Below are 24761 nucleotides of genomic sequence, written 5' to 3'. Positions count from 1 at the left end.
GATGAGTCAGGCTGCGCAGAATCTGAACTGGTTGATCACCAACTTTGTGGACAACACCCCTGGGGTGTCCCACACCGTGGTGGTCTCCGCCGACGGACTTCTGCTGGCCATGTCCGAGGGCTTCCCCCGCGACCGCGCCGATCAGCTCGCGGCCGTGGCGTCCGGTCTGACCTCGCTCACCGCGGGGGCCTCCCGGATCTTCGAAGGCGGCCCGGTCAACCAGACCGTGGTGGAGATGGAGCGCGGCTTCCTCTTCCTCATGTCCGTCTCCGACGGTTCCTCCCTGGCCGTGCTCGCGCACCCCGAGTGCGACATCGGTCTGGTGGGGTACGAAATGGCCCTCCTGGTCGACCGCGCCGGTACGGTCCTCACCCCGGACCTGCGCGCCGAGCTTCAGGGAAGTCTGTTGCACTGAGGCTCCCGAGGACCGCCCCAAGCCCCATACCGTCAGGCCGCCCAACCGGCCCCCCACCGGCCAAGTCAGACGGCACGCAGACATCCTGCTGTCACGCCCGGAGGATTCATGACCCCGCCACCCGCCTCTCACGATCCGTACGGCGCCTCGGTCGACGCGTCGTACGGTCCTGAAGGCGATCAGCCGCTGGTACGTCCGTACGCCATGACCGGCGGCCGGACCAGGCCGCGGTACCAGCTCGCCATCGAGGCGCTGGTCAGTACGACGGCAGACCCGGCGCATCTCGCCACCCTGCTCCCCGAGCACCAGCGCATCTGCCACCTGTGCCGTGAGGTCAAGTCGGTGGCCGAGGTGTCGGCGCTGCTGACGATGCCGCTGGGCGTCGCGCGCATCCTCGTGGCCGACCTGGCGGAGGCGGGCATGGTCGCGATCCACCAGCCGGGAAACGGAGAGGCCGGCGGCACGCCGGATGTGACACTGCTCGAAAGGGTGCTCAGTGGACTTCGCAAGCTCTAGCGGCGGAGCGGCACGGTCGACCACCAGCGCGAAGATCGTGGTGGCGGGCGGCTTCGGCGTGGGCAAGACCACGTTCGTCGGCGCCGTCTCGGAGATCAACCCGCTGCGTACCGAAGCCGTCATGACCAGCGCCTCCGCCGGCATCGACGACCTCACCCACACCGGAGACAAGACCACCACCACCGTGGCCATGGACTTCGGCCGCATCACCCTCGACCAAGACCTCATCCTGTACCTCTTCGGCACCCCCGGACAGGACCGCTTCTGGTTCATGTGGGACGACCTCGTCCGCGGCGCCATCGGCGCCGTCGTCCTCGTCGACACCCGCCGCCTCGCCGACTGCTTCCCCGCCGTCGACTACTTCGAAAACTCAGGACTCCCCTTCGTCATCGCCCTCAACGGCTTCGACGGACACCAGCCCTACACCCCCGACGAAGTACGCGAAGCACTCCAGATCGGCCCCGACACCCCCATCATCACCACCGACGCCCGCCACCGCGCCGACGCCAAAAGCGGACTCATCACCCTCGTCGAACACGCCCTCATGGCCCGACTCAAGTAGACGGCCGACTACGGTAGTTGACGTAGGGGATGCGTGAGGCGGGCTATGTCCTTCGACACGGCCCGCCTCCATGTTCATAACATTTCGACAGAGAATTCACGGTCTCCGGACACCCGACGCACTCATCCGGTGCCGCTGCGCTCACATCAGCCCCGCCTTTTGCCGGGGCTCGCTCTTTATGCCCGTTTTATGTGAGGCTTGTACCACTCGGAATGGCTGATTCCTGCTGTTTGGAATGGGACCCTTCCCCGTGCTGGAATTCGACAACTCCCGAGTAGTACGGCCCTGAACAGAACACGGCACAAACGTAGGTGCCGACGCCGAGAGGTTGTTGGTCGAGTGAGGCGAAGCAAGACGAGCTCCGCGGAGCAGCAGGCGCGGGGCAACTTCACCCCGCCGCCGCGCGCAGCGGTGCCGCCTGCGGTCGCGACCGGCTCGCCACCTGTGGCGGGCGGCTCCAGCCGGTTCTCGCCGCGCAACTGGCGCGTACCCACGCGGCTGAACGCCATTCTGCTCGTCCCGGTACTGGTGGGCCTCGTGATGGGCGGCTTCCAGGTCAAGGGGGCCGTCGACACCTGGCAGGAAGCGCGGGACGCCGAGCGGACGGCGCTCGTCGTACGGGCCGCCTCGGAGTACAGCAAGGCGCTGCTCAATGAGCGCGACCTCACCGCGCAGCCGCTGCTGACCAACAAGCGCGACGCCCCGAGCGTCGTCCAGGCCCGCGCGGCCACGGACGCCGCGAAGAGAAAGTTCGACGTGGCGGTGCGGGACATGCCCGCGAAGGAGGGCCTGGAGCGACGGCTCGGCCTGTTCCGCGGTGAAGAGCCCAAGCTGGAGAGCATCCGGAAGACCGCGTACACCGCGGGTGTCGAGACCCCGGACAAGGACGGCGGCAACGGCGGGCCCGTGGCGACCGAGGAGGGCTATGTGCTGGTGCAGCACTCCCTCATGGAGTTCGCCAATGAACTGGGGCTCGGGACCGGCAACATCACCAGCTACGGCCGTACCGTCTACGCGCTCCAACTCGCCAGGGCCGCGGGGTCGCTCCAGCGCTCCATCGGGATGCATCTGCTGGTGAGGCCGAGCCAGAAGGACGACGTCAGGGACGGCCAGTCGATCGCGTTCTCCTCGTACGCGTATCTGGAGGACATCGCGATCGCCGAGTATGTCTCCGGCGGAACCGCCGAGGACACCGTCAGGCTCCAGGACGTGATGAGGGAGCAGGCGGCGGCCGGTGCGCGCAAGCTCGCCACCGCGCAGCAGCAGGCCATGGCCGCCGGCCAGGACTTCAAGGCGCCGCCGAGCAAGAACGGTTCGGTCCTGGACGGCATGGTCGCGGCGATCGCCACCGGGGACAGTCCCGAGCGGCTCGCGGCGCGCGGCGTCACGCCCGAGACCTGGATGGCCGCCTCCACCGCCAAGTTCGACGGCTACACGGAGATCGAGAAGGATCTCGTCGACCGGGCCGTGACCGAAGCGGCCCAGATCTCGGACAACGCCAGGAACGACGCCATCATCAACGGCGCCGTGGTGATCCTCGCGCTGCTCGCGGCGTTCATCCTGGCGGGCATGATGGCCCAGCAGATGAGCCGTTCGATGCGCGCGCTGCGTACCGCCGCGTTCGGGATCGCCGAGCAGCGGCTGCCGATGCTGGTCGACCAGCTCTCCCGGGCCGAGCCCGGCCGGGTCGACACCCGGGTCCAGCCCATCCCGATCGATTCGCGCGACGAGATCGGCGAGGTCGCCCGCGCCTTCGACCAGGTCCACCGCGAGGCGGTCAGGCTCGCCGCCGAGCAGGCGATGCTCCGCGGCAACGTCAACGCGATCTTCACGAATCTCTCGCGCCGCAACCAGTCGCTGATCGAGGGCCAGTTGTCGCTGATCTCCGATCTGGAGAACAACGAGGGCGACCCGGACCAGCTGGAGAACCTCTTCAAGCTGGACCATCTGGCGACCCGTATGCGGCGCAACGGCGAGAACCTGCTCGTCCTCGCGGGCGAGGAGCCGGGCCGCCGCTGGAACCAGCCGGTGCCGCTGGTGGACGTGCTCCGCGCCGCCTCCTCCGAGGTGGAGTCGTACGAGCGCATCGAGCTGTCCGGCGTACCCGAGACGGAGATCCACGGCCAGTCCGTGACCGACCTCGTGCATTTGCTGGCGGAGCTGCTGGAGAACGCCACCACGTTCTCCTCGCCGCAGACCAAGGTGCGGGTCACCGCGACCCGGCTGCCCGACGGCCGCGTGATGATCGAGATCCATGACAAGGGCATCGGCCTGACCGCCGAGGACTTCGCGGACATCAACCACAAGCTGGCCAACCCGCCGACCGTGGACGCCGCCGTCTCCCAGCGCATGGGGCTCTTCGTGGTCGGCCGGCTCTCCGACCGGCACGGCATCCGCGTCCAGTTGCGCCCCTCGGGCGAACAGGCGGGAACCACCTCGCTGGTCATGCTCCCCGACGCGATCACCCACGGCGGTGGCGGCGAACCCGCCGCACCCGAGGACTTCACCGTCTCGCAGATCATCCCCGACCAGCCGACGCCGTCGGCGCAGGAGCAGGCCTTCCCGACCGCTCCGATGCTGACCGCCGCCGAACTGGGCTTCGACGACTCCCGCTACGACGAACAGCAGCCGGCGGCGGGCGACTCCCGGGCGCTGGACCCCGTCAACCGCACCCTGCGCCGCGACGAGCGGCGGGCCGCGCTGGGCGGTACGCGGGACGCCCCCCAGCCGCTCCACACCGACCAGGCCGTCGGCCAGTACCGCGAAGAGGTGGACGGCCGGTACGCGCCCCAGCAGGCGTCGTACGACGCCGGTTTCGCGGCGCGGCCGGAAGAGGGCGGGACGGCGTACCAGGGCGGCGGCTACGAGGAGTACCGCGCGCCCGGCGCCTACCAGCCGCAGCAGGCTTATACGGAGGCGTCGTATCAGCCTCCGCAGAGCCCCGAGGGAACGTATGAGAACGCCTTCGGCGCCCAGCCCCACCAGGAAGAGTGGCCCGCTCAGAGCGGTTACCAAGGCGCGTACCAAGCCGAGTCGCGGACCGAAGCGGAATCTGCAGGGGGCGCTCCCGAGAAAGCCCGGGAACGCGTAGGCTTCGACCGTCCGGGCCCTTCTCCGAGCGCGAGCCACGCGCTGACGGATGCGGGTCTGCCGCGCCGGGGGAGCAGCCAGCAACCACGGGAGTGGGCACCCTCCGGTCAGAACGAAGAACAGACCAGCCAGACCGGACCGATCAGCCAGACCGGCCGGGCCGGACAGACCGGCGGGCCGGTGGGGACCCCGCCGCTCGGCGGGAGCGGCGGCCAGGGCAACGCGCCGAGCAGCCGGCACGGCGATGGTGACAGCGCGGCCGGCGGCGGCGAGAGCGGTGGCGGTGGTGGCGGCCGGAACGAGGCGGCCGCCTCCGAGGACTGGCGTTCCGCGAACGACGACCGCTGGCAGCGGGCCGAGAAGCTGCGTGAGCCCAAGGCCGGCGGAGTCACTTCGTCCGGCCTCCCCCGCCGCGTGCCCAAAGCCAATCTGGTCGAGGGAGCGGCGGAGCAGACACCGCAGAGCGGTACCCAGGTGTCCCGCGCCCCGGAGGACATTCGTGGCAGGTTGAGCAACCTGCGACGCGGTGTCCAGCGGGGACGCAACGCGGGAGCGGACACGAACGGACCGGGCTACGGCTCGGGCAGTACCTACAACCAGGAGCGTTAGTGTGAGCCCGATGAGCCAGGCGGCGCAGAATCTGAACTGGTTGATCACCAACTTTGTGGACAACACCCCTGGGGTGTCCCACACCGTGGTGGTCTCCGCCGACGGACTCCTGCTGGCCATGTCCGAAGGCTTCCCCCGCGACCGCGCCGATCAACTCGCGGCCGTGGCGTCCGGTCTGACCTCGCTCACCGCGGGGGCTTCCCGGATCTTCGAGGGGGGCGCCGTCAACCAGACCGTGGTCGAGATGGAGCGCGGCTTCCTCTTCCTGATGTCCATCTCGGACGGTTCCTCACTGGCCGTCCTCGCCCACCCGGAGGCCGATATCGGCCTGGTGGGTTACGAGATGGCGCTGCTGGTCGACCGCGCGGGCACGGTCCTCACCCCGGACCTGCGCGCCGAGCTCCAGGGAAGTCTGCTCAACTGACAGACAGTGCGCTGCCCGCCGCCGCACCATTAAGGTTCGGTGGCGCGGATTCCACAGGTCCGTCAACATAGGGCCCGGCGACCGGCAGTCGGAGGAGGAAACGTGGCTACACCCCCAGGCGGACATCCCTATGACGATGGCGCGCGGTCCACGGGAGAGCATGCCCAAAACCGCTTCAACTTTCCCTCCACGCCGAGCAGTCAGGTCGGCCAGGGGGGCCCCGACGGTGCGCGCCCACCACAGCGCGCACCGCGGCAACAGCCCTATCCCCCACCACAAGGGCCTTACGAGGAGCCGCGGCGGCCCCGCATCCAGCCGGTGCAGCCGCGGCACTCACCCGAGCCCGAACCCATGGGCACACACAACCCGTTGGTGCGCCCGTACGCCATGACCGGCGGCCGGACCAGGCCGCGGTACCAGCTCGCCATCGAGGCGCTGGTCAGTACGACGGCCGATCCGTCCCAGTTGCACGGGCAGTTGCCCGAGCATCAGCGGATCTGCCAGCTGTGTTTCGAGATCAAATCGGTCGCCGAGATTTCGGCGCTCCTCTCCATTCCCCTCGGCGTGGCCCGGATCCTCGTAGCCGACCTGGCGGAGGCGGGACTTGTCGCCATTCATCAGCCCGGCGGCGACGAGGCCGTCGGGGGCCAGCCAGATGTGACACTGCTCGAAAGGGTGCTCAGTGGACTTCGCAAGCTCTAGCGGCGGTGCAGCCCGCTCAACCACCAGCGCGAAGATCGTGGTGGCGGGCGGCTTCGGCGTGGGCAAGACCACGTTCGTCGGCGCCGTCTCGGAGATCAACCCGCTGCGTACCGAAGCCGTCATGACCAGCGCCTCCGCCGGCATCGACGACCTCACCCACACCGGAGACAAGACCACCACCACCGTGGCCATGGACTTCGGCCGCATCACCCTCGACCAAGACCTCATCCTGTACCTCTTCGGCACCCCCGGACAGGACCGCTTCTGGTTCATGTGGGACGACCTCGTCCGCGGCGCCATCGGCGCCGTCGTCCTCGTCGACACCCGCCGCCTCGCCGACTGCTTCCCCGCCGTCGACTACTTCGAAAACTCAGGACTCCCCTTCGTCATCGCCCTCAACGGCTTCGACGGACACCAGCCCTACACCCCCGACGAAGTACGCGAAGCACTCCAGATCGGCCCCGACACCCCCATCATCACCACCGACGCCCGCCACCGCGCCGACGCCAAAAGCGGACTCATCACCCTCGTCGAACACGCCCTCATGGCCCGACTCAGGTAACCATGACGGTCATACGAAGGCCCCCGCGCTCCGGAGAGTGCGGGGGCCTTCGTCGGTGCCGTGTCAGCGCCGTGTGTCAGCGCCGTGTGCTACGGGGTGGGCTCAGCCCTGCCAGCTGTGCGGGGCACGGAAGCCGGGCGTGCGCTCCAGACGGCGCCAGCCGGCGGTGGAGCGGCCCCGGTGGGAGGGGGCCTCGGGCTGCGCGGCGGCACGGGCCATCAGCACCGCCGTGATGGCGGCCAGCTCCTCGGGGCCGGCCTGGCCCTTCTCGACGCGCAGCAGGGATTCGTTCGTGGGATCGCTCATGGAGTCGTGTCTCCGTCTTCTCGGCGGGAGGGCGCGGGCCGCAGGCTACTGCGGGGGGTTGCCGTGCTTGCGGGACGGCAGGTCGGCATGTTTGGTGCGGAGCATCGCGAGCGCGCTCGCGAGCACCTCACGGGTCTCCGCGGGGTCGATGACGTCGTCGACCAGTCCGCGCTCCGCCGCGTAGTAGGGATGCATCAGCTCGGCCTTGTACTCCTTGACCATGCGGGCTCGCATGGCCTCGGAGTCCTCGGCTTCGGCGATCTGCTTGCGGAAGATGACATTGGCGGCACCTTCGGCGCCCATCACCGCGATCTCGTTGGTCGGCCAGGCGTAGGTGAGGTCGGCTCCGATGGACTGGGAGTCCATCACGATGTAGGCCCCTCCGTACGCCTTGCGCAGGATCAGGGAGATCCTCGGCACGGTGGCGTTGCAGTAGGCGTACAGGAGCTTGGCACCGTGCCGGATGATCCCGCCATGCTCCTGGTCGACGCCCGGCAGGAAGCCGGGGACATCCAGCAGCGTGACAATGGGGATATTGAAAGCGTCGCACATCTGGACAAAGCGCGCAGCTTTCTCCGATGCCTCGATGTCCAGGACCCCGGCGAGCGACTGCGGCTGGTTGGCGACGATGCCGATGACCTGACCGTCGAGTCGCGCCAGGGCGCAGATGATGTTACGGGCCCACCGCTCGTGGATCTCCAGGAAGTCGCCCTCGTCGACGAGTTCCTCGATGACCTTGTGCATGTCGTACGGGCGGTTGCCGTCCGCGGGGACCAGATCGAGCAGCACGTCGGAGCGGCGGTCCGCCGGGTCCTCGGAGGCGACCGTGGGCGGGTTCTCCCGGTTGTTCTGCGGAAGCATCGACAGGAGGTAGCGCACCTCGGCGATGCAGGTCTCCTCGTCGTCGTACGCGAAGTGCGCGACACCCGAGGTCTCCGCGTGCACATCGGCGCCGCCGAGGCCGTTCTGGGTGATCTCCTCGCCGGTGACGGCCTTGACCACATCGGGGCCCGTGATGAACATCTGCGAAGTCTCACGGACCATGAAGACGAAGTCCGTGAGCGCCGGGCTGTAGGCGGCGCCGCCCGCGCACGGCCCGAGCATCACGCTGATCTGCGGGATGACTCCGGAGGCGCGGGTGTTGCGCTGGAAGATCCCGCCGTAGCCGGCGAGCGCGGAGACACCCTCCTGGATCCGGGCGCCCGCGCCGTCGTTCAGTGAGACCAGGGGCGCGCCGGCCGAGATGGCCATGTCCATGATCTTGTGGATCTTGGTGGCGTGGGCCTCGCCCAGGGCGCCGCCGAAGATCCTGAAGTCGTGCGCGTACACGAAGACCGTACGGCCCTCGACCGTGCCCCAGCCGGTGATGACACCGTCGGTGTACGGCTTCTTGGCCTCCAGGCCGAAGCCGCTGGCGCGGTGCCTGCGCAGCTGCTCGACCTCCTGGAACGACCCCTCGTCAAGCAGCAGCTCGATACGCTCCCGAGCGGTCAGCTTGCCCTTCGCGCGCTGTGCCTCGGTCGCCCGTTCGCTCGGCCCTCGACGGGCCTCCTCGCGCAGGGCGTGCAATTCGGCCACACGGCCCCGGGCGTCTACGGGCTCGCCCTGCGTCTCGTCCACTACGGTCATGTCCCAACCCTACGAAGAGCACCAAGGAATCGCGCCGTAGACTCCACACAGTCTCGCGGCGGTATTCCTGGTGGGCCTGGACAGAACCCGGCCCGATGCGGGGTTCCTGAACAGCAAGCTACCCCCGGCTCTTGTGGGATTCCCCTAGATGTCAGCGCACGGCAAACTCACAGCGGTGGCTCGCGCCGGCTGTTCCCGGAGTGACCCTCAGCCGTACGCCGCGGCCCGCCGCGAGCACCTCGACGGCCGGGTCCCGGCCGATGACCCGCCGTACCGGCCGGTCCCAGAGGATCTCCAGCGGCTCTCCGTCACGGGTGGGGCCGCTCACCAGGAGCACCGCCGTACGGCCGCGGACCACGGCCAGCACGCTCGCGGGAGCGGACGCGCTGAGGGGCCCGGCCGTCCCCGGCTGCCAGAAGTTCGCGGCGGTACAGCCGAGCGAGCGGATCTCCACCGCCTGGAGGGCCGCCGTATTGGCGAGGATCCCGAGCCAGTGACGGTCGGCGGCGCGGGCCGCCACGGTACGCCGGGAGGCGCCGGGCAGCAGCAGATAGGCGTACGAGGCGTCCACCGGGTCGATGCCGTGGTCCAGCCAGAGAGTCCGATAGCGGCGGGTACGCCGTTCGGTGGAACTGGTGGTGTTGATATCGCTCCAGGAGCCGGTGCGCGCCTGCGCGAGGGTGCGTACGCCGGCGCCGCCGGGGAAGACCCAGCCGCCGTGGCCTTCCAGATGGGCCCAGCGGGGGCGTGGCCCGTCGTCGAGCGTGAAGGCGTCGGCGCCGTTCTCACCGAGATTGCGGTTGTCCACGACCGTCTCGGCCGGCACCCCGTCCGTGGCAGTGATCCCGGCGCCCAGACAGATCACGGCGTCGGCCGCGAAGAACCAGGACTTGCGGGCTTCGAGGGTGGATCCGAGCCCCTTGAGATGCTGGCCCACGGCCGCGAACTCCCCGTCGGTCGCGCCGCCGACCCAGCGCACCGCCGGTTTGGGGGCGCCCCACTCGCCGCCGGCCCGGTCCGCGAGCCGTCTGGTGGAGACCGTCGTACCGGGCAGCCGGTACGGGTCCACCGTGGGCCAGAACCAGTCGGTGTACTGGTCATTGCCCCGGTCCGCGCCCCACCAATAGAGCATTCCGGCGCCGGTGTGCCAGCCGCGTGGATTCTCTCCGTTGCCGCACTCGTAGTACGTGATCCGGTCCGAGGCCATGGAGAGCGCGGCGGCCCAGCCGGGCCGCCGGTGCACGGCGCGGTCCATCGCGGTGAAGAGCGTATGGCCGACCGGCTCCGGGGCGGCGGGGACGGCCGAGGTGGCGACGGCGCCCAGCCGGGCGAGATCCGCGACGTCGAACTGGCGGGCGGTGAGGATCGGTGAGACCGTGTCCCGCTCGATCCACCCCTTGACCCGGGCGGTCCACCGGTCGCGCTCGGCCGGGGAGGCGCCGCCCGCGAGCAGGGGGATGGCCGCGATCAGCCCCTGGCCATGGAAGTGGTCGCCGCGCAGCACCCCCTGGTCGTCGTTCTTGAGGTAACCGCGGCTGATGGCCCGGCCGTTGACGCCGTCCATCATCAGTCCGTTGTAGATCAGCGGGGCGTAGGCGCGCTCCACACTGTCGAGGATGATCTGTCGCGCGGGGTCGGTGACGGCCCAGGTGGAGCCGGCGAGCAGGGTGAACAGCCGGCCGAGCCCGTCCAGCATGACCTGTCCGTAGGTACCGGAGTAAGCGACCCAGGTGTGCTGGATGAAGGAGCCGTCGGCGTAGAGACCGTCGCCCTTCGTGACATACGGGAAGACGGGCGAGAGCGCGTCGCGGGCGAGGGCGAGCTTGGCCGGGGCCCGGCCGAGCACCCCGCGCAGGGCCACGGAGCGGCAGAGGTCGACCCGGTTGGCGCCGGTGCTGGTGCCGGAGTAGTCGGCGAGCAGCCTGTCGGGGACGAAGTGGTCGACGGCGGCGCATGCGGCGGCCCGCCGCTCCTCGGTGAGGTGGTCGTACAGAACGGCCACGAGATCCATGAGCAGCCGGGGGGAGCCGATCTGCCACTCCCACCAGTTGCCGTACGGAGTGGTCCCGGGGCGGTAGACGGTGGCGGCGAGATGATCGAGACCTCGCAGGACATCGGCGAGGAGCGCCGTGTCGCCCGTGAGGCCGGTGCCCGGCTGGGAGAACGCCTGGGCCATGGTCCACAGCCGGCTGTAGCTCTGGGTGATTCCGGCGGGTGGGTCGAAGGGATGGTCAGGCCAGAGGGAGGCGGCGGCCGGGGCCATCGATCGCCACAAGCGCGCGGCGAGTTCGCCGGTCCGCGCGAGCCGGGAGGCGTACGGCTCGACGGCCGGGTCGTAGTCGGTGCCGAGTTGGAGATCCACCCAGCGCCGCCGCAGTTCCTCGAACTCGTCGGCGGCGGGCTGTCCGGCGGCGGCCGGGCGGGAGAACGGGAGCGGGAGCGCGAGGGCGCCCGCCCCCGTGGCGGTCAGAAAGGCACGACGGGACCAGGCGGACAGCAGCGACACGGAGACCCCCGCGATCGGAAGTGGTGGAGACCGACTGGTGGTTGGTCTAGCACCGCGCTCGAAGGCTTTCAACGGCGCCTGGGGGCCCGACAGTTGCCGCGTCGCACGGAGGCTCACGCACCAAAGCGGTGCCCCGCCCTCCCATGACCGGGAGAGCGGGGCACCGTCCTGTCCGAGGACCGCCGACGGCGTCAGCAGCCGCCGCAGTTGTAGAACGTCACATCCCAGTGGTTGCCCTCGTCGGCGTAGATGTTGCCGGCGCCGGACTGCCACTGCGGGGCGCCGTCGCCGCGCACCCCGATGTACGTGAAGACGTTCTTGACGTAGTTGTTGACGCAGGTGGCCTTGCCGAAGTCCAGCTTGTAGCCGTTCCAGTGCGAGTACGTGCCGCCCGCGTGGCCGGTCTCCGTACCACCGGTGATGTTGAGACCGCAGCCGCTGGCGCTCCGCAGGGTCTGCGCACCCTTGGCCGTGTCCAGGTTGAGCTGGTCGAACGACGTACAGGTCGGGTTGTTGCGGTCGGAGCAGCCGCCGGACGAGGACCATGTGATCCCGGACGAGCGGAACATCGAAGTGGCGGTGGCGTGGCTTATCTTGGTGGCGGCCTGGGCGTCGGTGGCCGTGCTGAGGACACCAAAGCCGGGGGCGAAGAGCGCGCCGAGCACGAGGGCGAGCGCGGAGATGACCGAGCGGATTCTCATTGGGGGGATTCCCTCTCCTGCAGAAGACCGTTGAGCCGATTGGTGCCGATGGGCGGTGGGGCCAATGGGGCGGTGGGGCAGGTGGAACAGGGAGATCGTGCCCGATGTCTACGCGCGTCCGCCAGAGGGCGACGCACTCAATCGGCCTCGATCGGGTGACATTGTTGAAATCCGAACCAGAGCCGTCTATGGTGATGCTCGTTGAAGGTTAAACAACCACCTCGTGCCACCACTCTCAGGAGCAACCATGGGACTCTTCGGCCGCACCAACGACTCCGCCCAGTCCTCGGCCCCCACCGCCACGGTGGACCCTGCGCTCGCCGCGCTGACCGGCGAATACACCATCGACCCCGCGCACAGCACGATCAGCTTCACCGTCCGGCACGCGATGGTCACCAACGTCCGGGGCTCCTTCACCGAGCACGAGGGTTCGCTGAGCCTGGACGGTACGAACCCGGCGGCCTCCTCGGCGTCGATCGATGTCTCCATCGCCAGTGTCGACACCGGAATGACGGACCGCGACGGTCATCTGCGCAGCGCCGACTTCTTCGACGCCGAGACGTTCCCGAAGATGTCCTTCCGCTCCACCTCGGTCGAGCAACTGGACGCGGAGACCTACCGGCTCGTCGGTGACCTCACCATCAAGGACGTCACCCGGCCGCTCACCATCGACCTGGAGTTCAATGGCTCGGCCACCGACCCGTACGGCAACGAGCGCGTCGGCTTCGAGGGCAGCGCCACGATCCTGCGCTCCGACTGGGGCCTGACCTGGAACGCCGCGCTGGAGACCGGCGGTGTGATGGTCAGCGACAAGGTCAAGCTGAGCTTCGACATCTCCGCGATCAAGAAGGCCTGACCGACAGCGGGCCAGGCACCAGGTTCTCAGCGGAACGGGCACCGGGTCCTCGAAGCACCGGTTCTAGAACCCGCCGCCCCCGTCGAACCCGCCACCGCCGCCGAAGTCCCCTCCCCCGCCGAAGCCTCCGCCGCCGAAGTCGCCCGGGTCGAAGTCCGAGCCGGAGTAGTCTCCCCCGCTGAAGCCGGACAGGTCACCGCCGCCGAAGTCCGCGGCGTAGGCGGGGGTCGCCATCATCGAGCCGAGCATCGTGCCGACCAGCAGCCCCGGCAGCAGCCCGCCGCCGAAGTAGCCGCCGGCCCACGGCCCGTACGCCGGTCCGGCCTCCCAGTAGGGGCGGGGGCCGTCCTCGGTGCGCACCGTACGGGTCTCCGGGTCCCTGCCGTCCGCCAGCCGGGCGGCGTCGGCCGCGCAGACCGGGACCGTACGCGGGACACCGGCGGGCGGGGCCCACTGCGCGTCCGTCGTGGAAGGGCCGTGCCGCGGGTCGAAGAAGCAGGGCGAACGGCGCTCGGGAAGCGGGGCACCCGTCCGGCGCGCGGCCAGCGTGGCCAGCGCGAACCGGCCGTCCTCCAGCGCCTCGGTCACCCCGCGTACGTCCTCGGGCCGTTCCGCCGCGCCCATCAGGGACTTGGCCTTCTCGTACGAGTCCAGGGAGCGTTCGTAGTCCCCGCGCATCGCGTCGTCGGCACCCGGCTCGCCGGGGTGGAAGTCCAGCCGGTCCAGCTCCTCGCCGAAGGCGGTGATGTCCTCGTCCACGACGACCCGCAGCTTCTCCAGCGCCTCGCGGGCGCGTTCGGCGCGCTTGCGGCGGTTGGTGCGCGCCACCGCGTACGCGCCCGCGCCGCCCACCACGATCACCGAGCCGAGGACGATCAGCCCGGTGGACGAGCCGCCGGCACCGGCCGATCCCGACCCTGTGTCCCAGGAGGCCGGGGCCTGGCCCCGGGTCTGTGGAAGGGCCTGGTCGACGAAGTTGTTCAGCTCGGTCGCGGCGTCGACCGGACCGCCCGCCTTGACCGCGTCCGTGAGATTACGGACGGCCTGGCTGGGCAGCACCGCGGAGTCGGCGCCCGCGTCGAACCGGTCGCCGAGACGGATGGCGTACAGCCCCGTCACGCCGGTCTCCGCCCGTACGGTCCTCAGCACGGACGAGGCCGGGAACTCGGCGGTGGCCGGCAGGACGGCCACGAAGAGGGGTTTGTCCGCGTCCTTGATCTTCTTCGCCAGAGCCTCGGCTTCGGACGCCGAAAGCTGTCCCGCGGCCCGCGGGTCCACATAGACCGGCCCCTTCTTGAGGGCAGCGGCCACCGCCTCGGGGCCGGTGGCCGCCGACACGCTGGTGGCCGTTGTCGCATGGGTGGCCGTTGTCGCATCGGGGGACGCCCACGCGCCCGGCGCCAGGAAGGCCGCGGCGAGGAAGGCGAGAAGCAGTCCGGACAGCAGGGAGATCAGCCTCGTCCTCATACCTATTGACGCTACCCGAAGTACGGCCAAACCGGACGGGCGAAGGACGAGCGGAAAGGCGGACGGAAGGCGAGCGGAAGGCGAGCGGAAGGCGGGCGGCAGGCGGGCGGCAGGCGGGCGTGGCAAGGGACGGCGGCTTACGGCGCCGACTCCCGGACGATGATCTCGGTGGGCAGGACCACCGGCTCGCCGAGGCCGGGCGATGTCCCGGCGAGATGTCCGAGCAGCAGCCGTGCCGCCGTCTCGCCCATCAGCCGGGTGGGCTGGCGGACGGTGGTCAGCGGCGGCTCCGTGTGCCGGGCCAGCGGGATGTTGTCGAAGCCGACCACCGCGACATCGTCGGGGACCTTGCGCCCCGCCGCCCGCAGGGCCCGCAGCGCGCCGGCCGCGCTGATGTCGTTGTGCGCGAACACGGAGTCGAAGCGGACCTCGTTGTGGAGAAGCTTCTCCACCGCGAGACGTCCCGACAGCTCGGTGAAGTCCCCCACCATGACGAGATCCGTGGGCAGGACCTCACGGAAGCCCTTGAGCCGTTCGCGTACGCAGCCGAAGTGCGCGGGCCCGGTGATCACCAGCGGTCTGCCGCGCCCGCCGGCCAGCAGATGGCGGGCCGCGGAGGCGCCGCCCTCGTGGTTGGTGGTCACCACGGACGGGAAGCCCTCGGGGCGGCTGCCCCGGTCATCGATCAGTACGACGGGCAGCCCCTTGCGGTGCAGTCCGATGATGGTGTCGAGGGTGTTCTCCGGCTCCACGACGAGCAGTCCGTCGAAGGCGCGGGCCGAGACCTGGGTGACGAAGTGCTCCACCGATTCGGGGCCGCGGTTGCAGGTGAAGAGCAGCAGGCCGTAACCGGCCGCCTCGACGGTGTCCACGACCCCCTGAAGGACCTCGGCCATCCAGGGCCAGCTCAGCGCGGGCACCAGCATGCCGATCGTATGGACCCGGCCGCGGGCCAGTCCGACGGCGCCCGAGCTGGGTACGTAGCCGAGCCGGGCGATCACGGCCCGGACGCGGGCGGCCGTGCTCCGGTCGACTTCACCTTTGGTATTGATCACCCGCGACACGGTCGTCTTGCTGACCCCGGCCTCCCGGGCGACATCGGCGATGGTGACACGCATCGTGGCCTCCCCGAAGAGGTGGGGAACCGGTCGCGGCCCCCGGGGCCGGAACCGGTCCCGGAACCGGTACCGGTTGCTCGGCGGTGAGTTAACCGGCGCGCCGGAGCGCCGTCAACACTTCACGCCGAGATTGGTCCGAACCTTCGTTACGTACCAGCCGGGCCGCAGGTCGGAGGCGACGCGGGGGTGTTGAGCGTTCAGTTCCTGAATGCGCGACCTCTTGACGGGGGTTCGTAACGGCAGTTCACTCACGCCGCACGGCTTCACCCCCCACAGCACTGCCGATGAAGGGCAGCAGACTTATGTCGAGATCGACTGGCATCGGGCGGCGGCTGACGAGGATGCTCCTCGCGGGCGCCCTGACCACCGCCGGACTCAGCGGCCTGTCCGCCGGTACGGCGCACGCCGCGGGCGAGCAGGTCAATATCTGGCTGACGACCACCGACGACAGCGGCGGACGCCATGTCACCCGCGGTCTCCAGCAGCAGACCCCCGTCAACTTCCAGCCGGGCAACGGCGGCAGCGGTACGAACGTCAGCGTCGACGAGGGCACCCGTTATCAGACCTTCACGGGCGGCGGCGCCTCCTTCACGGACACCGCCGCCTGGCTGATGAAGGGCAGCGGCGCGCTCTCCCAGGCGACCCGTGACGACACGATGAAGAAGCTCTTCTCCCCCACCGAGGGCATCGGACTCTCCTTCATCCGCAACCCCATGGGCGGTTCCGACCTCGCGCGCTTCGGCTACACGTACAACGACCTTCCGGCGGGCCAGACCGATCCCACCCTCGCGCGCTTCTCCCTCGCGCACGATCTGGCCGATGTACTGCCGCTGACCAAGCAGGCCAAGCAGCTCAACCCGGCGCTGACGACCATGGCCTCGCCGTGGACGGCACCGGCCTGGATGAAGGACAGCGGCCAGCTCAACGGCGGCTGGCTGAAGGCGGAGAACTACGGCACCTACGCCGACTACTTCGTGAAGTATCTCCAGGCCTATCGCGACCAGGGCATCCCGGTCGACTATGTGTCGGCGCAGAACGAGCCGACCTGCTGCGCCGGTTATCCGTCGATGAGCTGGAACGCCTCGGGTCTCGCGTACTTCACCAAGAGTGAACTGCTGCCCAAGCTCCAGAGCGCGGGACTGTCCGCCAAGGTGCTGGCGCACGACTGGAACTGGGACACCTACGACGCGTACGCCGCCGAGACCGTGAACGACGCGGCCATCCGCAACCACCCCAACTTCGGTGGTGTCGCCTGGCACGGCTACGGCGGCAACGTCCAGAAGCAGACGGACGTCCACAACCAGTATCCGCAGCTGAACGCCTTCCAGACCGAGCACTCGGGCGGCACCTGGATCGCCAATCAGCAGCGCGAGGACATGTCGAACATCATCGACTACACCCGCAACTGGGCGAAGTCGGTGACCAAGTGGTCGCTCGCGGTGGACCAGAACCGCGGCCCGCACAACGGCGGCTGCGGCACCTGCGACGGGCTGATCACGGTCCACAACGGTGACGGCAGGCACGGCCAGGTCGACTACACCATCGAGTACTACACGATGGGCCATCTGACGAAGTTCGTGAAGCCGGGCGCGGAGCGCATCGCCTCCACCGCCAGCACCACTGTGCCCAATGTGGCCTGGCGCAACCCGGACGGCTCCAAGGCGCTCATCGCGTACAACGACGCGTCGGCCGCGCGCGAGCTGCGGGTCAACTGGGGCGGGCAGAACTTCAGTTACTCGCTGCCCGGCAAGACGTCGGCGACCTTCACCTGGTCCGGCACCCAGTCCGGCGGTGGCGGCACCGGCACCTCGGGCACCTTCATCGGGCTCGCCGGCAAGTGCCTGGACGTGGCGGGCGGCGCGAGCGCCAATGGGACGGCCGTCCAGCTCTACGACTGCAACGGCTCAACGGCCCAGCGCTGGACGGTCGGCACGGACGCGACGATCAGGTCCCTCGGCAAGTGCCTGGACGTGACGTCGGCGTCGACGGCGAACGGCGCCAAGGTGCAATTGTACGACTGCAACGGGAGCGGTGCCCAGCAGTGGTCGTACAACGCCGGGACCGGTGACATCGTCAACACCGCGGCGGACAAGTGCCTCGATGTGACGGACAATTCCTCGGCCAACGGCGCGCGCGCCCAGATCTGGACCTGCACCGGAGCCGCCAACCAGAAGTGGCGGCTCCAGAGCTAGTCGAGTAGGTCCGAAGTCTCGTCCGGAGGCCGGGGCGACCGCGCGGGGTGGTGACTACTCCGCCGGTTCGACCCCGGCCCGCAGCAGTCCGTACGTGTACGCGTCCTCCAGCGCCTGCCAGGAGGCCGCGATCACATTCTCGGCGACCCCGACCGTGGACCAGTCGCCGACCCCGTCCCCCGTGGTGATCAGCACGCGCGTGGTGGACTCCGTACCGTGCCTGCCTTCCAGGATGCGGACCTTGTAGTCCACCAGCTCCAGCTTGGCCAGCTGCGGATAGATCCGCTCCAGGCCGACCCGCATGGCCCGGTCCAGGGCGTTGACCGGGCCGTTTCCCTCGGCGGTGGCGACGATCCGCTCGCCCTTGGCCCACAGCTTCACGGTGGCCTCGTTGGCGTGCGTCCCGTCGGGCCGGTCCTCGACGATCGCGCGCCAGGACTCCGTACGGAAGTAGTTACGGGGCCGGCCCTCGACCTCTTCGCGCAGCATCAGCTCGAACGACGCGTCGGCCGCCTCGTAGGTGTACCCCTTGAGCTCGCGTTCCTTGACCCGGCCCACGACCCGGCCGACCAGATCGCGGTCGCCGCTGAGGTCGATGCCCAGCTCCCGGCCCTTCAGCTCGATGGAGGCGCGGCCCGCCATGTCGGAGACGAGCATCCGCATGGTGTTTCCGACCCGTTCGGGGTCGATGTGCTGGTACAGGTCGGGATCGACCTTGATCGCGGAGGCGTGAAGTCCACCCTTGTGGGCGAACGCGGAGACGCCGACATACGGCTGATGGGTGGAGGGGGCGAGATTGACGATCTCCGCGATGGCGTGCGAGATCCGGGTCATCTCGGCGAGCGCGCCGGCGGGCAGGACGCGCTTGTCGTACTTGAGCTCCAGCGCGGCGACGACCGGGAAGAGGTTGGCGTTGCCGACGCGCTCGCCATAGCCGTTGGCGGTGCACTGGACATGGGTGGCGCCGGCGTCGACGGCGGCGAGGGTGTTGGCGACGGCGCAGCCGGTGTCGTCCTGGGCGTGGATACCGAGGCGGGCACCGGTGTCGGCGAGCACGGTGGTGACGATGGCCTGGATCTGGGCGGGCAGCATGCCGCCGTTGGTGTCACAGAGGACGACGACATCGGCGCCCGCCTCGGTCGCGGCCCGTACGACGGACTTGGCGTATTCGGGGTTGGCGCGGTAGCCGTCGAAGAAGTGCTCGCAGTCGACGAATACGCGGCGGCCCTGTTCGCGCAGGTAGGAGACGGTGTCGCGGACCATTTCGAGGTTCTCGTCGAGGGTGGTGCGCAGCGCCAGCTCGACATGGCGGTCATGCGACTTGGCGACCAGGGTGACCACCGGCGCGCCGGCCTCGACCAGCGCCTTGACCTGGGGGTCCTCCGCCGCCCTCGCACCCGGCCTGCGAGTGGAACCGAACGCGACGAGCTGGGCGTTCTTGAAGTCGATCTCCTGCTGGGCGCGCGCGAAGAATTCGGTGTCCCGCGGGTTGGCGCCGGGCCAGCCGCCCTCGATGAAGCTCACGCCGAAGTCGTCCAGGTACCGTGCGATGGCCAGTTTGTCGGCGACGGTCAGATTGATGCCTTCACGCTGGGCGCCATCGCGCAGCGTCGTGTCGAAGACATGAAAACTGTCGTCTTTCCCCGTGGGTCCGGTGGACTCAGTGGTCATGGTGTGTAGCTCCTGTCGAGTGGAAGGACTGGCTCCACTTGCCCCCATCATCGCTCGCCTCATTTCCGGCGAGGGTGGGGCCGGAAAATGAAAAAACCCCTCGCGGGTGCGAGAGGTCTGCGCGCGGGTCTGAGGCACGGTGGCCGCGCCGTACATGGTGGTACGAGGCGATCACTGCGGACCGGCGCGCTTGCTGCCGATAATCATGGCGAACGAGAGCACAGGGCGATTTTCGCATGCCTGCGGCTCTGGGGAAGGCCTGTCTCACGATGCGGTCGGTACAGATGAGCGGTGCGTGACGAAAGCGGGCCCCGGGACGTACGACGGGGGCCGGACCAAGGCGCGTCGGAGGCCCGCGCCCGGGTTCGCTCCCGGCCGCGGGCCTCCTCGTTCGCCCTGGTGACAGCCGGCCGTCAGCCCAGCTGGTGCATCCAGCCGTGGGTGTCCGCCGTCCGGCCCGTCTGGATGTCCAGCAGGGCCTCACGCAGCTTCATCGTGACCTCACCGGGACGGCCGCCCGACTGGGTCCACTCGCCTCCTGTCGACTTGACCACACCGACCGGGGTGATCACCGCGGCCGTACCGCACGCGAAGACCTCGGTGAGCGTGCCGTTCTCGGTGTCGCGGCGCCAGTCCTCCTTGGAGATCCGGCTCTCCTCGGAGCTGTACCCGAGGTCGGCCGCCAGGCTCAGCAGCGAGTCACGCGTGACGCCCGCCAGCAGGGAGCCGGTCAGCTCGGGGGTGACGATGCGGTCGCCGTACACGAAGTACAGGTTCATCCCGCCCAGTTCCTCGACCCAGCGGTGCTCCACCGCGTCCAGATAGACCACCTGCTCGCAGCCCTCCTCGGCCGCCTCCGCCTGGGCGAGCAGGGACGCCGCGTAGTTGCCGCCGGTCTTGGCGAAGCCGATGCCACCCGGCACCGCGCGGACGTAGTTCTCCGAGAGCCAGACCGAGACCGGCTTCACCCCGCCGGGGAAGTACGCGCCCGCGGGCGAGGCGATGACCAGGAACAGATACTCGTTCGCCGGCCGCACCCCGAGCCCGACCTCGGTGGCGATCATGAACGGGCGCAGATAGAGGGATTCCTCCCCGCCATGCGCCGGCACCCATGCCCTGTCCTGCTGGACCAGCGCGTCGCACGCCGCGATGAAGGTCTCGACGGGGAGCTCCGGCATGGCGAGCCGGCGGGCCGAGACCCGGAAGCGCTCGGCGTTGGACTCCGGCCGGAAGGTGGCGACCGATCCGTCGGGGCGGCGGTATGCCTTGAGCCCCTCGAAGATCTCCTGCGCGTAGTGCAGGGTCATGTTCGCCGGGTCGAGCGAGAGGGGCCCGTACGGAATGAGCTGCGCGTCGTGCCAGCCGCGTCCCTCCGTCCACCGGATCGTCACCATGTTGTCGGTGAAGTGGCGGCCGAACCCCGGGTTGGCCAGGATCGCCTCGCGCTCCGCGTCGGACAGCGGGTTCGAGGTGGGCTTGAGTTCGATCGTGGGCGTGGTCATGAATACTCGTCCTTCACCGGTTGATGTGACGGACCGCGTTCACGCCGCTACTGCTACTAGGACGTCCGAGCATTCCCGCATGCCGCGGCCCACGCCGATTATCGCGTGGGTGGGACGGTGCATGAAACGGGGTGAAAGCGGCCCTTGGATGATGGTGGCACCCGATGGCCGCAAAAGAACAGCCGCCGGGCTCCGAAGACCCGGCGGCTGTGTGGAGTCGACGGGTCAGCTCGCTACTCGTACGGCGAGCGCGTCACCGATCTGGTCGGTCGTACGCGCGGTGGCCGCCGTACCCTCACGTCCGGCGAGATCGGCCGCGACGGCCTCCTCCACCCGGACGGCCTCGGCGTCGAACCCGAGGTGTCGCAGCAGCAGGGCGACGGAGAGGATGGTGGCCGTGGGGTCGGCCTTCCCCTGGCCCGCGATGTCCGGCGCCGACCCGTGGACCGGCTCGAACATGGACGGGAACGTACGGTCCGGATTGATGTTCGCGGACGCGGCCAGGCCGATTCCGCCGGTCACGGCGGCGGCCAGGTCGGTGAGGATGTCACCGAAGAGGTTGTCGGTGACGATCACGTCGAAGCGGTCGGGCCGGGTGACGAAGAAGATCGTCGCGGCGTCGACATGCAGATAGTCGGTGGTGACGTCCGGATACTCCTGGCCCACGCGGTCGAAGATGTTCTTCCACAGGTGGCCGGCGTAGACGAGGACGTTGTTCTTGTGGACCAGCGTCAGCTTCTTGCGCGGACGGGAGTTGGCACGCTCGTACGCGTCCCGGACGACCCGCTCCACGCCGTACGCCGTATTGAGGCTCACTTCGGTGGCCACCTCGGCGGGCGTGCCCGTGCGCAGTGAACCTCCGTTGCCGGTGTACGGGCCCTCGGTGCCCTCGCGGACGACGACGAAGTCGATGTCCGGGCGGCCCGCCAGCGGCGTGGCCGTGTTGGGGAAGAGCTTCGACGGCCGCAGATTGACGTAGTGGTCGAAGGCGAAGCGCAGCTTGAGCAGCAGCCCGCGCTCCAGGACGCCGGACGGCACGGTCGGGTCGCCGATCGCGCCGAGTAGGATCGCGTCATGCCCCTTGAGGGCTTCCAGCTCCGCGTCCGGGAGGGTCTCCCCGGTGCGGTGCCAGCGGCTCGCGCCGAGGTCGTACTCCTTGGTCTCCAGCTTCACATCCTGGGGAAGGACCGCGCTCAGGACCTTCAGGCCCTGGGCCACGACCTCCTGGCCGATGCCGTCACCGGGGATCACTGCGAGATTGAGGCTGCGAGACATGGAGGCACCCTACCCTCCGTCCCAGTGCATGACATCGCGTGTCCATTCTGTGGACACATTGCGAAGCAGTCGTCGACTGTATGCCCGCGATACACGCCTTTGCCACCCATTGGTGTCACCGTCGGCACATGGAAACCCCCCGCGTCGGGATTCCCGACCATCTCGCCTCCCGTATGACCATGCCGGAGCAGCACGCGTATCTGCGCGAGAGAATCGGCCGACGCGGTCTGCTGCGGGCCGGCACGCTCGCGGCCGGGACGGTGGCGGGCGCCGGTCTGCTCGGCTCCAGCGCCGTCACCGCGGGGGCCACCGCGGACACCGCCCCCGCGTTCGCGCCGTCGTCGGCCGCCGTCCGGGTGGACGGATCGCTGGTGGCACCGTTCGGCCGGCATCTGGCCTTCGGCGCCGACCCGAAGACGATGATGTCGGTCTCCTGGCAGGTGCCGTTCGCGGTGAAGAACCCCTACGTCCGGGTGGGGCTCAAGCCCTGGGACCTGAGCCAGAAGATCAAGGCGGAGGTGCGGTCGCTGCACACCCCCTCGCTGTCGGCCAAGCTGCCCGCGGTGGACCAGTACTACCTGCATGTCTCGCTGGAGCGGCTGCGTCCGGGGACCACCTACTACTACGGCGTGGGACATGACGGCTTCGACCCGGCGGACACGCGCAATCTGGGGACGGTCGGCACCTTCCGCACCGCCCCGGCGCGCGCCGAGCCGTTCGTCTTCACCGCCTTCGGCGACCAGGGCGTCTCGTACGACGCCCTCGCCAACGACCAGGTGATCCTGGGCCAGAACCCGGTCTTCCATCTGCACGCGGGGGACATCTGCTACGCCGACAGCAGCGGCCAGGGGCTGCCCACGGACGTCTATGACGCGCGGGTCTGGGACCAGTTCCTGGCCCAGACCGAGTCGGTGGCCTCGCGGGTGCCGTGGATGGTGACCACCGGCAACCACGACATGGAGGCCTGGTACTCCCCCGACGGCTACGGCGGCCAGAACGCGCGCTGGTCCCTGCCGGAGGGCGGACTCGATCCGGTGAAGTCGCCCGGCGTCTACTCGTTCACGTACGGCAATGTCGGTGTGGTCGCCCTCGACGCGAACGATGTCTCCCACGAGATCCGCGCCAACACCGGCTACACAGGCGGCGCCCAGACCCGCTGGCTCGACCGGCGGCTCCGGGAACTGCGCGCGCACGAGGACATCGACTTCATCGTGGTGTTCTTCCACCACTGCGCCTTCTCGACCACGAACGCGCACGCCTCGGACGGCGGGGTGCGCGACGCGTGGGTGCCGCTCTTCGACAAGCACCGCGTCGATCTGGTGGTCAACGGCCACAACCATGTCTACGAGCGCACCGACGCGCTGCGCGGCGGCGGCATCGGGCGCCGGGTGCCGATCGGCGAGTCGGTCAGTTCGGTGCGAGACGGCATCGTGTACGTCACGGCGGGAGGCGCGGGCAAGGCGCTGTACGACTTCCCCGTGCCGGACAGTTACGAGGGCCATGTCGCCGACGTCGAGAGCGTGCCCTCGTACCACTGGGAGCCGGGCGGCGCCAAGGCCACCGAGACCGTGGAGTGGTCGCGCGTGCGCTATACCGGGTTCTCGTTCCTCGCCGTCGAGGTGACGACGGGGCGCCGGCCGGCGCTCAAGGTCTCCGCGTTCGCCGAGAGTGGCGAGCGCGTGGACCACTTCACGATCACGCGCTGACCTTCGCGCAGGTCAGTGGCCGGTCGAGCCGCCGTTGTCCCTGCGGTCGAGAGCGCGCTGCAGGGCGGCGGCGGCGTTCTTGCGGTCGGATTCGCTGGTGCGGGGGGTGTGACGGACACGGCGACGGACAGTCGTCTCGGCCATGATGATCGACTCCTTGAGATAGCTGAGCCACGCGGCGGAGCAAAACCGCCAAGGGGGGCACGGCCGGAAGGGGCGGGGGCATACGCGGCAGGGGTTACCTGCGTGGGGGCGCGTGCCAACGACCGCCATTCGCTCGATGGAGCGAGACGTTCGGCTCATTCCAAGCTAAGCGAGGATCACCGCTCTGTCTCCACAATTACTCGGACTTCCTACTATCTGAGACGGTGATCGTTCCGACCTGCGGAAACCCCTCGCGGGTCAGCGGGCCACGGGGCCCCGGGGCCATCGGACCGCGGGACCATCGGACCGCGGGGCTACAGCACGTCGCCGACGCGGTAGGAGCGGCCGTCGTACAGCACCCGGCGCTGGACCACACTGCCGTGCGCGAGCAGGGTGCCGTCCCCGTCACGTACGAGGGCGTGCACACCGCCGAGGCCGTGGTCCTAGACGAGTAAGTCCGAAGGCTTGGTTAGTGGTCGTAGGCGGTTAGCGAGCGTGTGATGGTTCGGCCGGTGTTGCGGTTGTGCCAGATCGCGGTGGTCAGGGCCAGGATTCGCTGTCCGACGCGGGCGAGCACTCCGGCGGGGGTTCTCGCTCCGTGGCGTTCGAGGTCGAGCTGGCCTTTGAGGGTGTCGTTGACCGACTCGATGAGCTGGCGGACGGGCTTGAGCAGGTGTTCGCCGGGCCGGGTCCTGAGGTTGCGGTAGCTCGGCCTTAACAGGGTCAGGCCGTGCTCGGCCATGAAGGCGTCGAGGTGCTTGGACACATAGCCCTTGTCACCGATGACCGTCTGCCCAGGGTGTGTCGC

Annotated in this window: 21 protein-coding genes and 1 pseudogene; 10 read left to right on the top strand and 12 right to left on the bottom strand. The window is 69.3% G+C overall.

What is annotated here, in order from left to right; translation table 11 throughout:
- Nucleotide 1: 1 nt before the first annotated feature.
- The 7 genes from ABTZ59_RS10035 (at nt 2) to ABTZ59_RS10005 (ending at nt 6880) form a co-directional block, all read left to right on the top strand.
- Complete coding sequence (locus ABTZ59_RS10035) at nt 2-415, top strand: roadblock/LC7 domain-containing protein (protein WP_030351794.1); 414 nt, start codon at nt 2-4, stop codon at nt 413-415.
- 108 nt (nt 416-523) lie between these two features.
- Nucleotides 524-931 (top strand): DUF742 domain-containing protein, encoded by a 408-nt coding sequence (locus ABTZ59_RS10030; RefSeq protein WP_030351795.1) that lies wholly within the window; start codon nt 524-526, stop codon nt 929-931.
- A complete protein-coding gene (locus tag ABTZ59_RS10025; RefSeq protein ID WP_189282429.1) occupies nt 912-1493 on the top strand; it encodes a GTP-binding protein in 582 nt (193 codons plus the stop codon). The genes ABTZ59_RS10030 and ABTZ59_RS10025 overlap by 20 nt, the downstream gene beginning before the upstream one ends.
- A gap of 339 nt (nt 1494-1832) precedes the next feature.
- Nucleotides 1833-5192, top strand: coding sequence for a sensor histidine kinase (locus ABTZ59_RS10020; protein ID WP_351393594.1), 3360 nt, complete (start codon nt 1833-1835; stop codon nt 5190-5192).
- A 10-nt stretch (nt 5193-5202) separates the two neighbouring features.
- The gene (locus ABTZ59_RS10015; RefSeq protein ID WP_010984131.1) at nt 5203-5616 is read left to right on the top strand and encodes a roadblock/LC7 domain-containing protein; all 414 of its coding nucleotides are present in this window, start codon (nt 5203-5205) and stop codon (nt 5614-5616) included.
- Between the two features lie 102 nt (nt 5617-5718).
- A complete protein-coding gene (locus ABTZ59_RS10010; RefSeq protein ID WP_351393591.1) occupies nt 5719-6318 on the top strand; it encodes a DUF742 domain-containing protein in 600 nt (199 codons plus the stop codon).
- Entirely contained in the window at nt 6299-6880 is a 582-nt protein-coding gene (locus ABTZ59_RS10005; protein ID WP_031229389.1) for a GTP-binding protein, read from the top strand. The genes ABTZ59_RS10010 and ABTZ59_RS10005 overlap by 20 nt, the downstream gene beginning before the upstream one ends.
- Nucleotides 6881-6982: 102 nt before the next feature.
- Here ABTZ59_RS10005 and ABTZ59_RS10000 read toward each other — a convergent pair whose 3' ends face one another.
- The 4 genes from ABTZ59_RS10000 to ABTZ59_RS09985 form a co-directional block, all read right to left on the bottom strand.
- Nucleotides 6983-7186 carry an acyl-CoA carboxylase subunit epsilon gene (locus ABTZ59_RS10000; RefSeq protein WP_249953779.1) on the bottom strand — a complete coding sequence of 68 codons (204 nt, stop codon included), beginning with the start codon at nt 7184-7186 and terminating at the stop codon, nt 6983-6985.
- A 45-nt stretch (nt 7187-7231) separates the two neighbouring features.
- Complete coding sequence (locus ABTZ59_RS09995) at nt 7232-8815, bottom strand: acyl-CoA carboxylase subunit beta (RefSeq protein ID WP_249953780.1); 1584 nt, start codon at nt 8813-8815, stop codon at nt 7232-7234.
- Nucleotides 8816-8966: 151 nt separating this feature from the next.
- Entirely contained in the window at nt 8967-11312 is a 2346-nt protein-coding gene (locus ABTZ59_RS09990) for a polysaccharide lyase 8 family protein (protein WP_351393998.1), read from the bottom strand.
- A 200-nt stretch (nt 11313-11512) separates the two neighbouring features.
- A complete protein-coding gene (locus tag ABTZ59_RS09985) occupies nt 11513-12022 on the bottom strand; it encodes a hypothetical protein (protein WP_351393586.1) in 510 nt (169 codons plus the stop codon).
- A gap of 247 nt (nt 12023-12269) precedes the next feature.
- Between ABTZ59_RS09985 and ABTZ59_RS09980 the strand changes: the two genes are divergently transcribed.
- The gene (locus ABTZ59_RS09980; RefSeq protein WP_351393584.1) at nt 12270-12878 is read left to right on the top strand and encodes a YceI family protein; all 609 of its coding nucleotides are present in this window, start codon (nt 12270-12272) and stop codon (nt 12876-12878) included.
- A 63-nt stretch (nt 12879-12941) separates the two neighbouring features.
- Here the strand turns inward: ABTZ59_RS09980 and ABTZ59_RS09975 are convergent, their stop codons facing one another.
- Nucleotides 12942-14345: a hypothetical protein gene (locus tag ABTZ59_RS09975; protein ID WP_351393582.1), complete on the bottom strand. Its 1404-nt coding sequence runs from the start codon at nt 14343-14345 to the stop codon at nt 12942-12944.
- A gap of 137 nt (nt 14346-14482) precedes the next feature.
- Nucleotides 14483-15463, bottom strand: coding sequence for a LacI family DNA-binding transcriptional regulator (locus tag ABTZ59_RS09970; protein ID WP_351393579.1), 981 nt, complete (start codon nt 15461-15463; stop codon nt 14483-14485).
- A 302-nt stretch (nt 15464-15765) separates the two neighbouring features.
- Between ABTZ59_RS09970 and ABTZ59_RS09965 the strand changes: the two genes are divergently transcribed.
- Nucleotides 15766-17655 carry a ricin-type beta-trefoil lectin domain protein gene (locus ABTZ59_RS09965; protein ID WP_351393577.1) on the top strand — a complete coding sequence of 630 codons (1890 nt, stop codon included), beginning with the start codon at nt 15766-15768 and terminating at the stop codon, nt 17653-17655.
- Between the two features lie 54 nt (nt 17656-17709).
- Here ABTZ59_RS09965 and cimA read toward each other — a convergent pair whose 3' ends face one another.
- The 3 genes from cimA to ABTZ59_RS09950 form a co-directional block, all read right to left on the bottom strand.
- Complete coding sequence (gene cimA, locus ABTZ59_RS09960) at nt 17710-19326, bottom strand: citramalate synthase (protein ID WP_351393574.1); 1617 nt, start codon at nt 19324-19326, stop codon at nt 17710-17712.
- Nucleotides 19327-19739: 413 nt separating this feature from the next.
- Complete coding sequence (locus ABTZ59_RS09955) at nt 19740-20828, bottom strand: branched-chain amino acid aminotransferase (RefSeq protein WP_351393571.1); 1089 nt, start codon at nt 20826-20828, stop codon at nt 19740-19742.
- Nucleotides 20829-21053: 225 nt separating this feature from the next.
- Nucleotides 21054-22103 (bottom strand): 3-isopropylmalate dehydrogenase, encoded by a 1050-nt coding sequence (locus ABTZ59_RS09950; RefSeq protein ID WP_351393568.1) that lies wholly within the window; start codon nt 22101-22103, stop codon nt 21054-21056.
- A gap of 128 nt (nt 22104-22231) precedes the next feature.
- Between ABTZ59_RS09950 and ABTZ59_RS09945 the strand changes: the two genes are divergently transcribed.
- Nucleotides 22232-23809, top strand: a complete 1578-nt coding sequence (locus tag ABTZ59_RS09945; RefSeq protein ID WP_351393565.1) for a purple acid phosphatase family protein — start codon at nt 22232-22234, stop codon at nt 23807-23809.
- 12 nt (nt 23810-23821) lie between these two features.
- On the opposite strand, the gene ABTZ59_RS09940 is transcribed toward ABTZ59_RS09945, so the two are convergent.
- From ABTZ59_RS09940 to ABTZ59_RS09930, 3 genes and pseudogenes are all read right to left on the bottom strand, one after another.
- A complete protein-coding gene (locus tag ABTZ59_RS09940; RefSeq protein WP_106979167.1) occupies nt 23822-23953 on the bottom strand; it encodes a hypothetical protein in 132 nt (43 codons plus the stop codon).
- Nucleotides 23954-24273: 320 nt separating this feature from the next.
- A pseudogene (locus tag ABTZ59_RS09935) lies at nt 24274-24396 on the bottom strand (GNAT family N-acetyltransferase); the annotation flags it as partial.
- A 26-nt stretch (nt 24397-24422) separates the two neighbouring features.
- Nucleotides 24423-24761: transposase (locus ABTZ59_RS09930; protein WP_351393562.1), on the bottom strand; the 339-nt coding region annotated here is incomplete at its 5' end.

It is taken from the genome of Streptomyces sp. NPDC094034 (assembly GCF_040303865.1).
Classification (GTDB): domain Bacteria; phylum Actinomycetota; class Actinomycetes; order Streptomycetales; family Streptomycetaceae; genus Streptomyces.
This window is presented reverse-complemented; position numbering and strand designations above follow the sequence as displayed.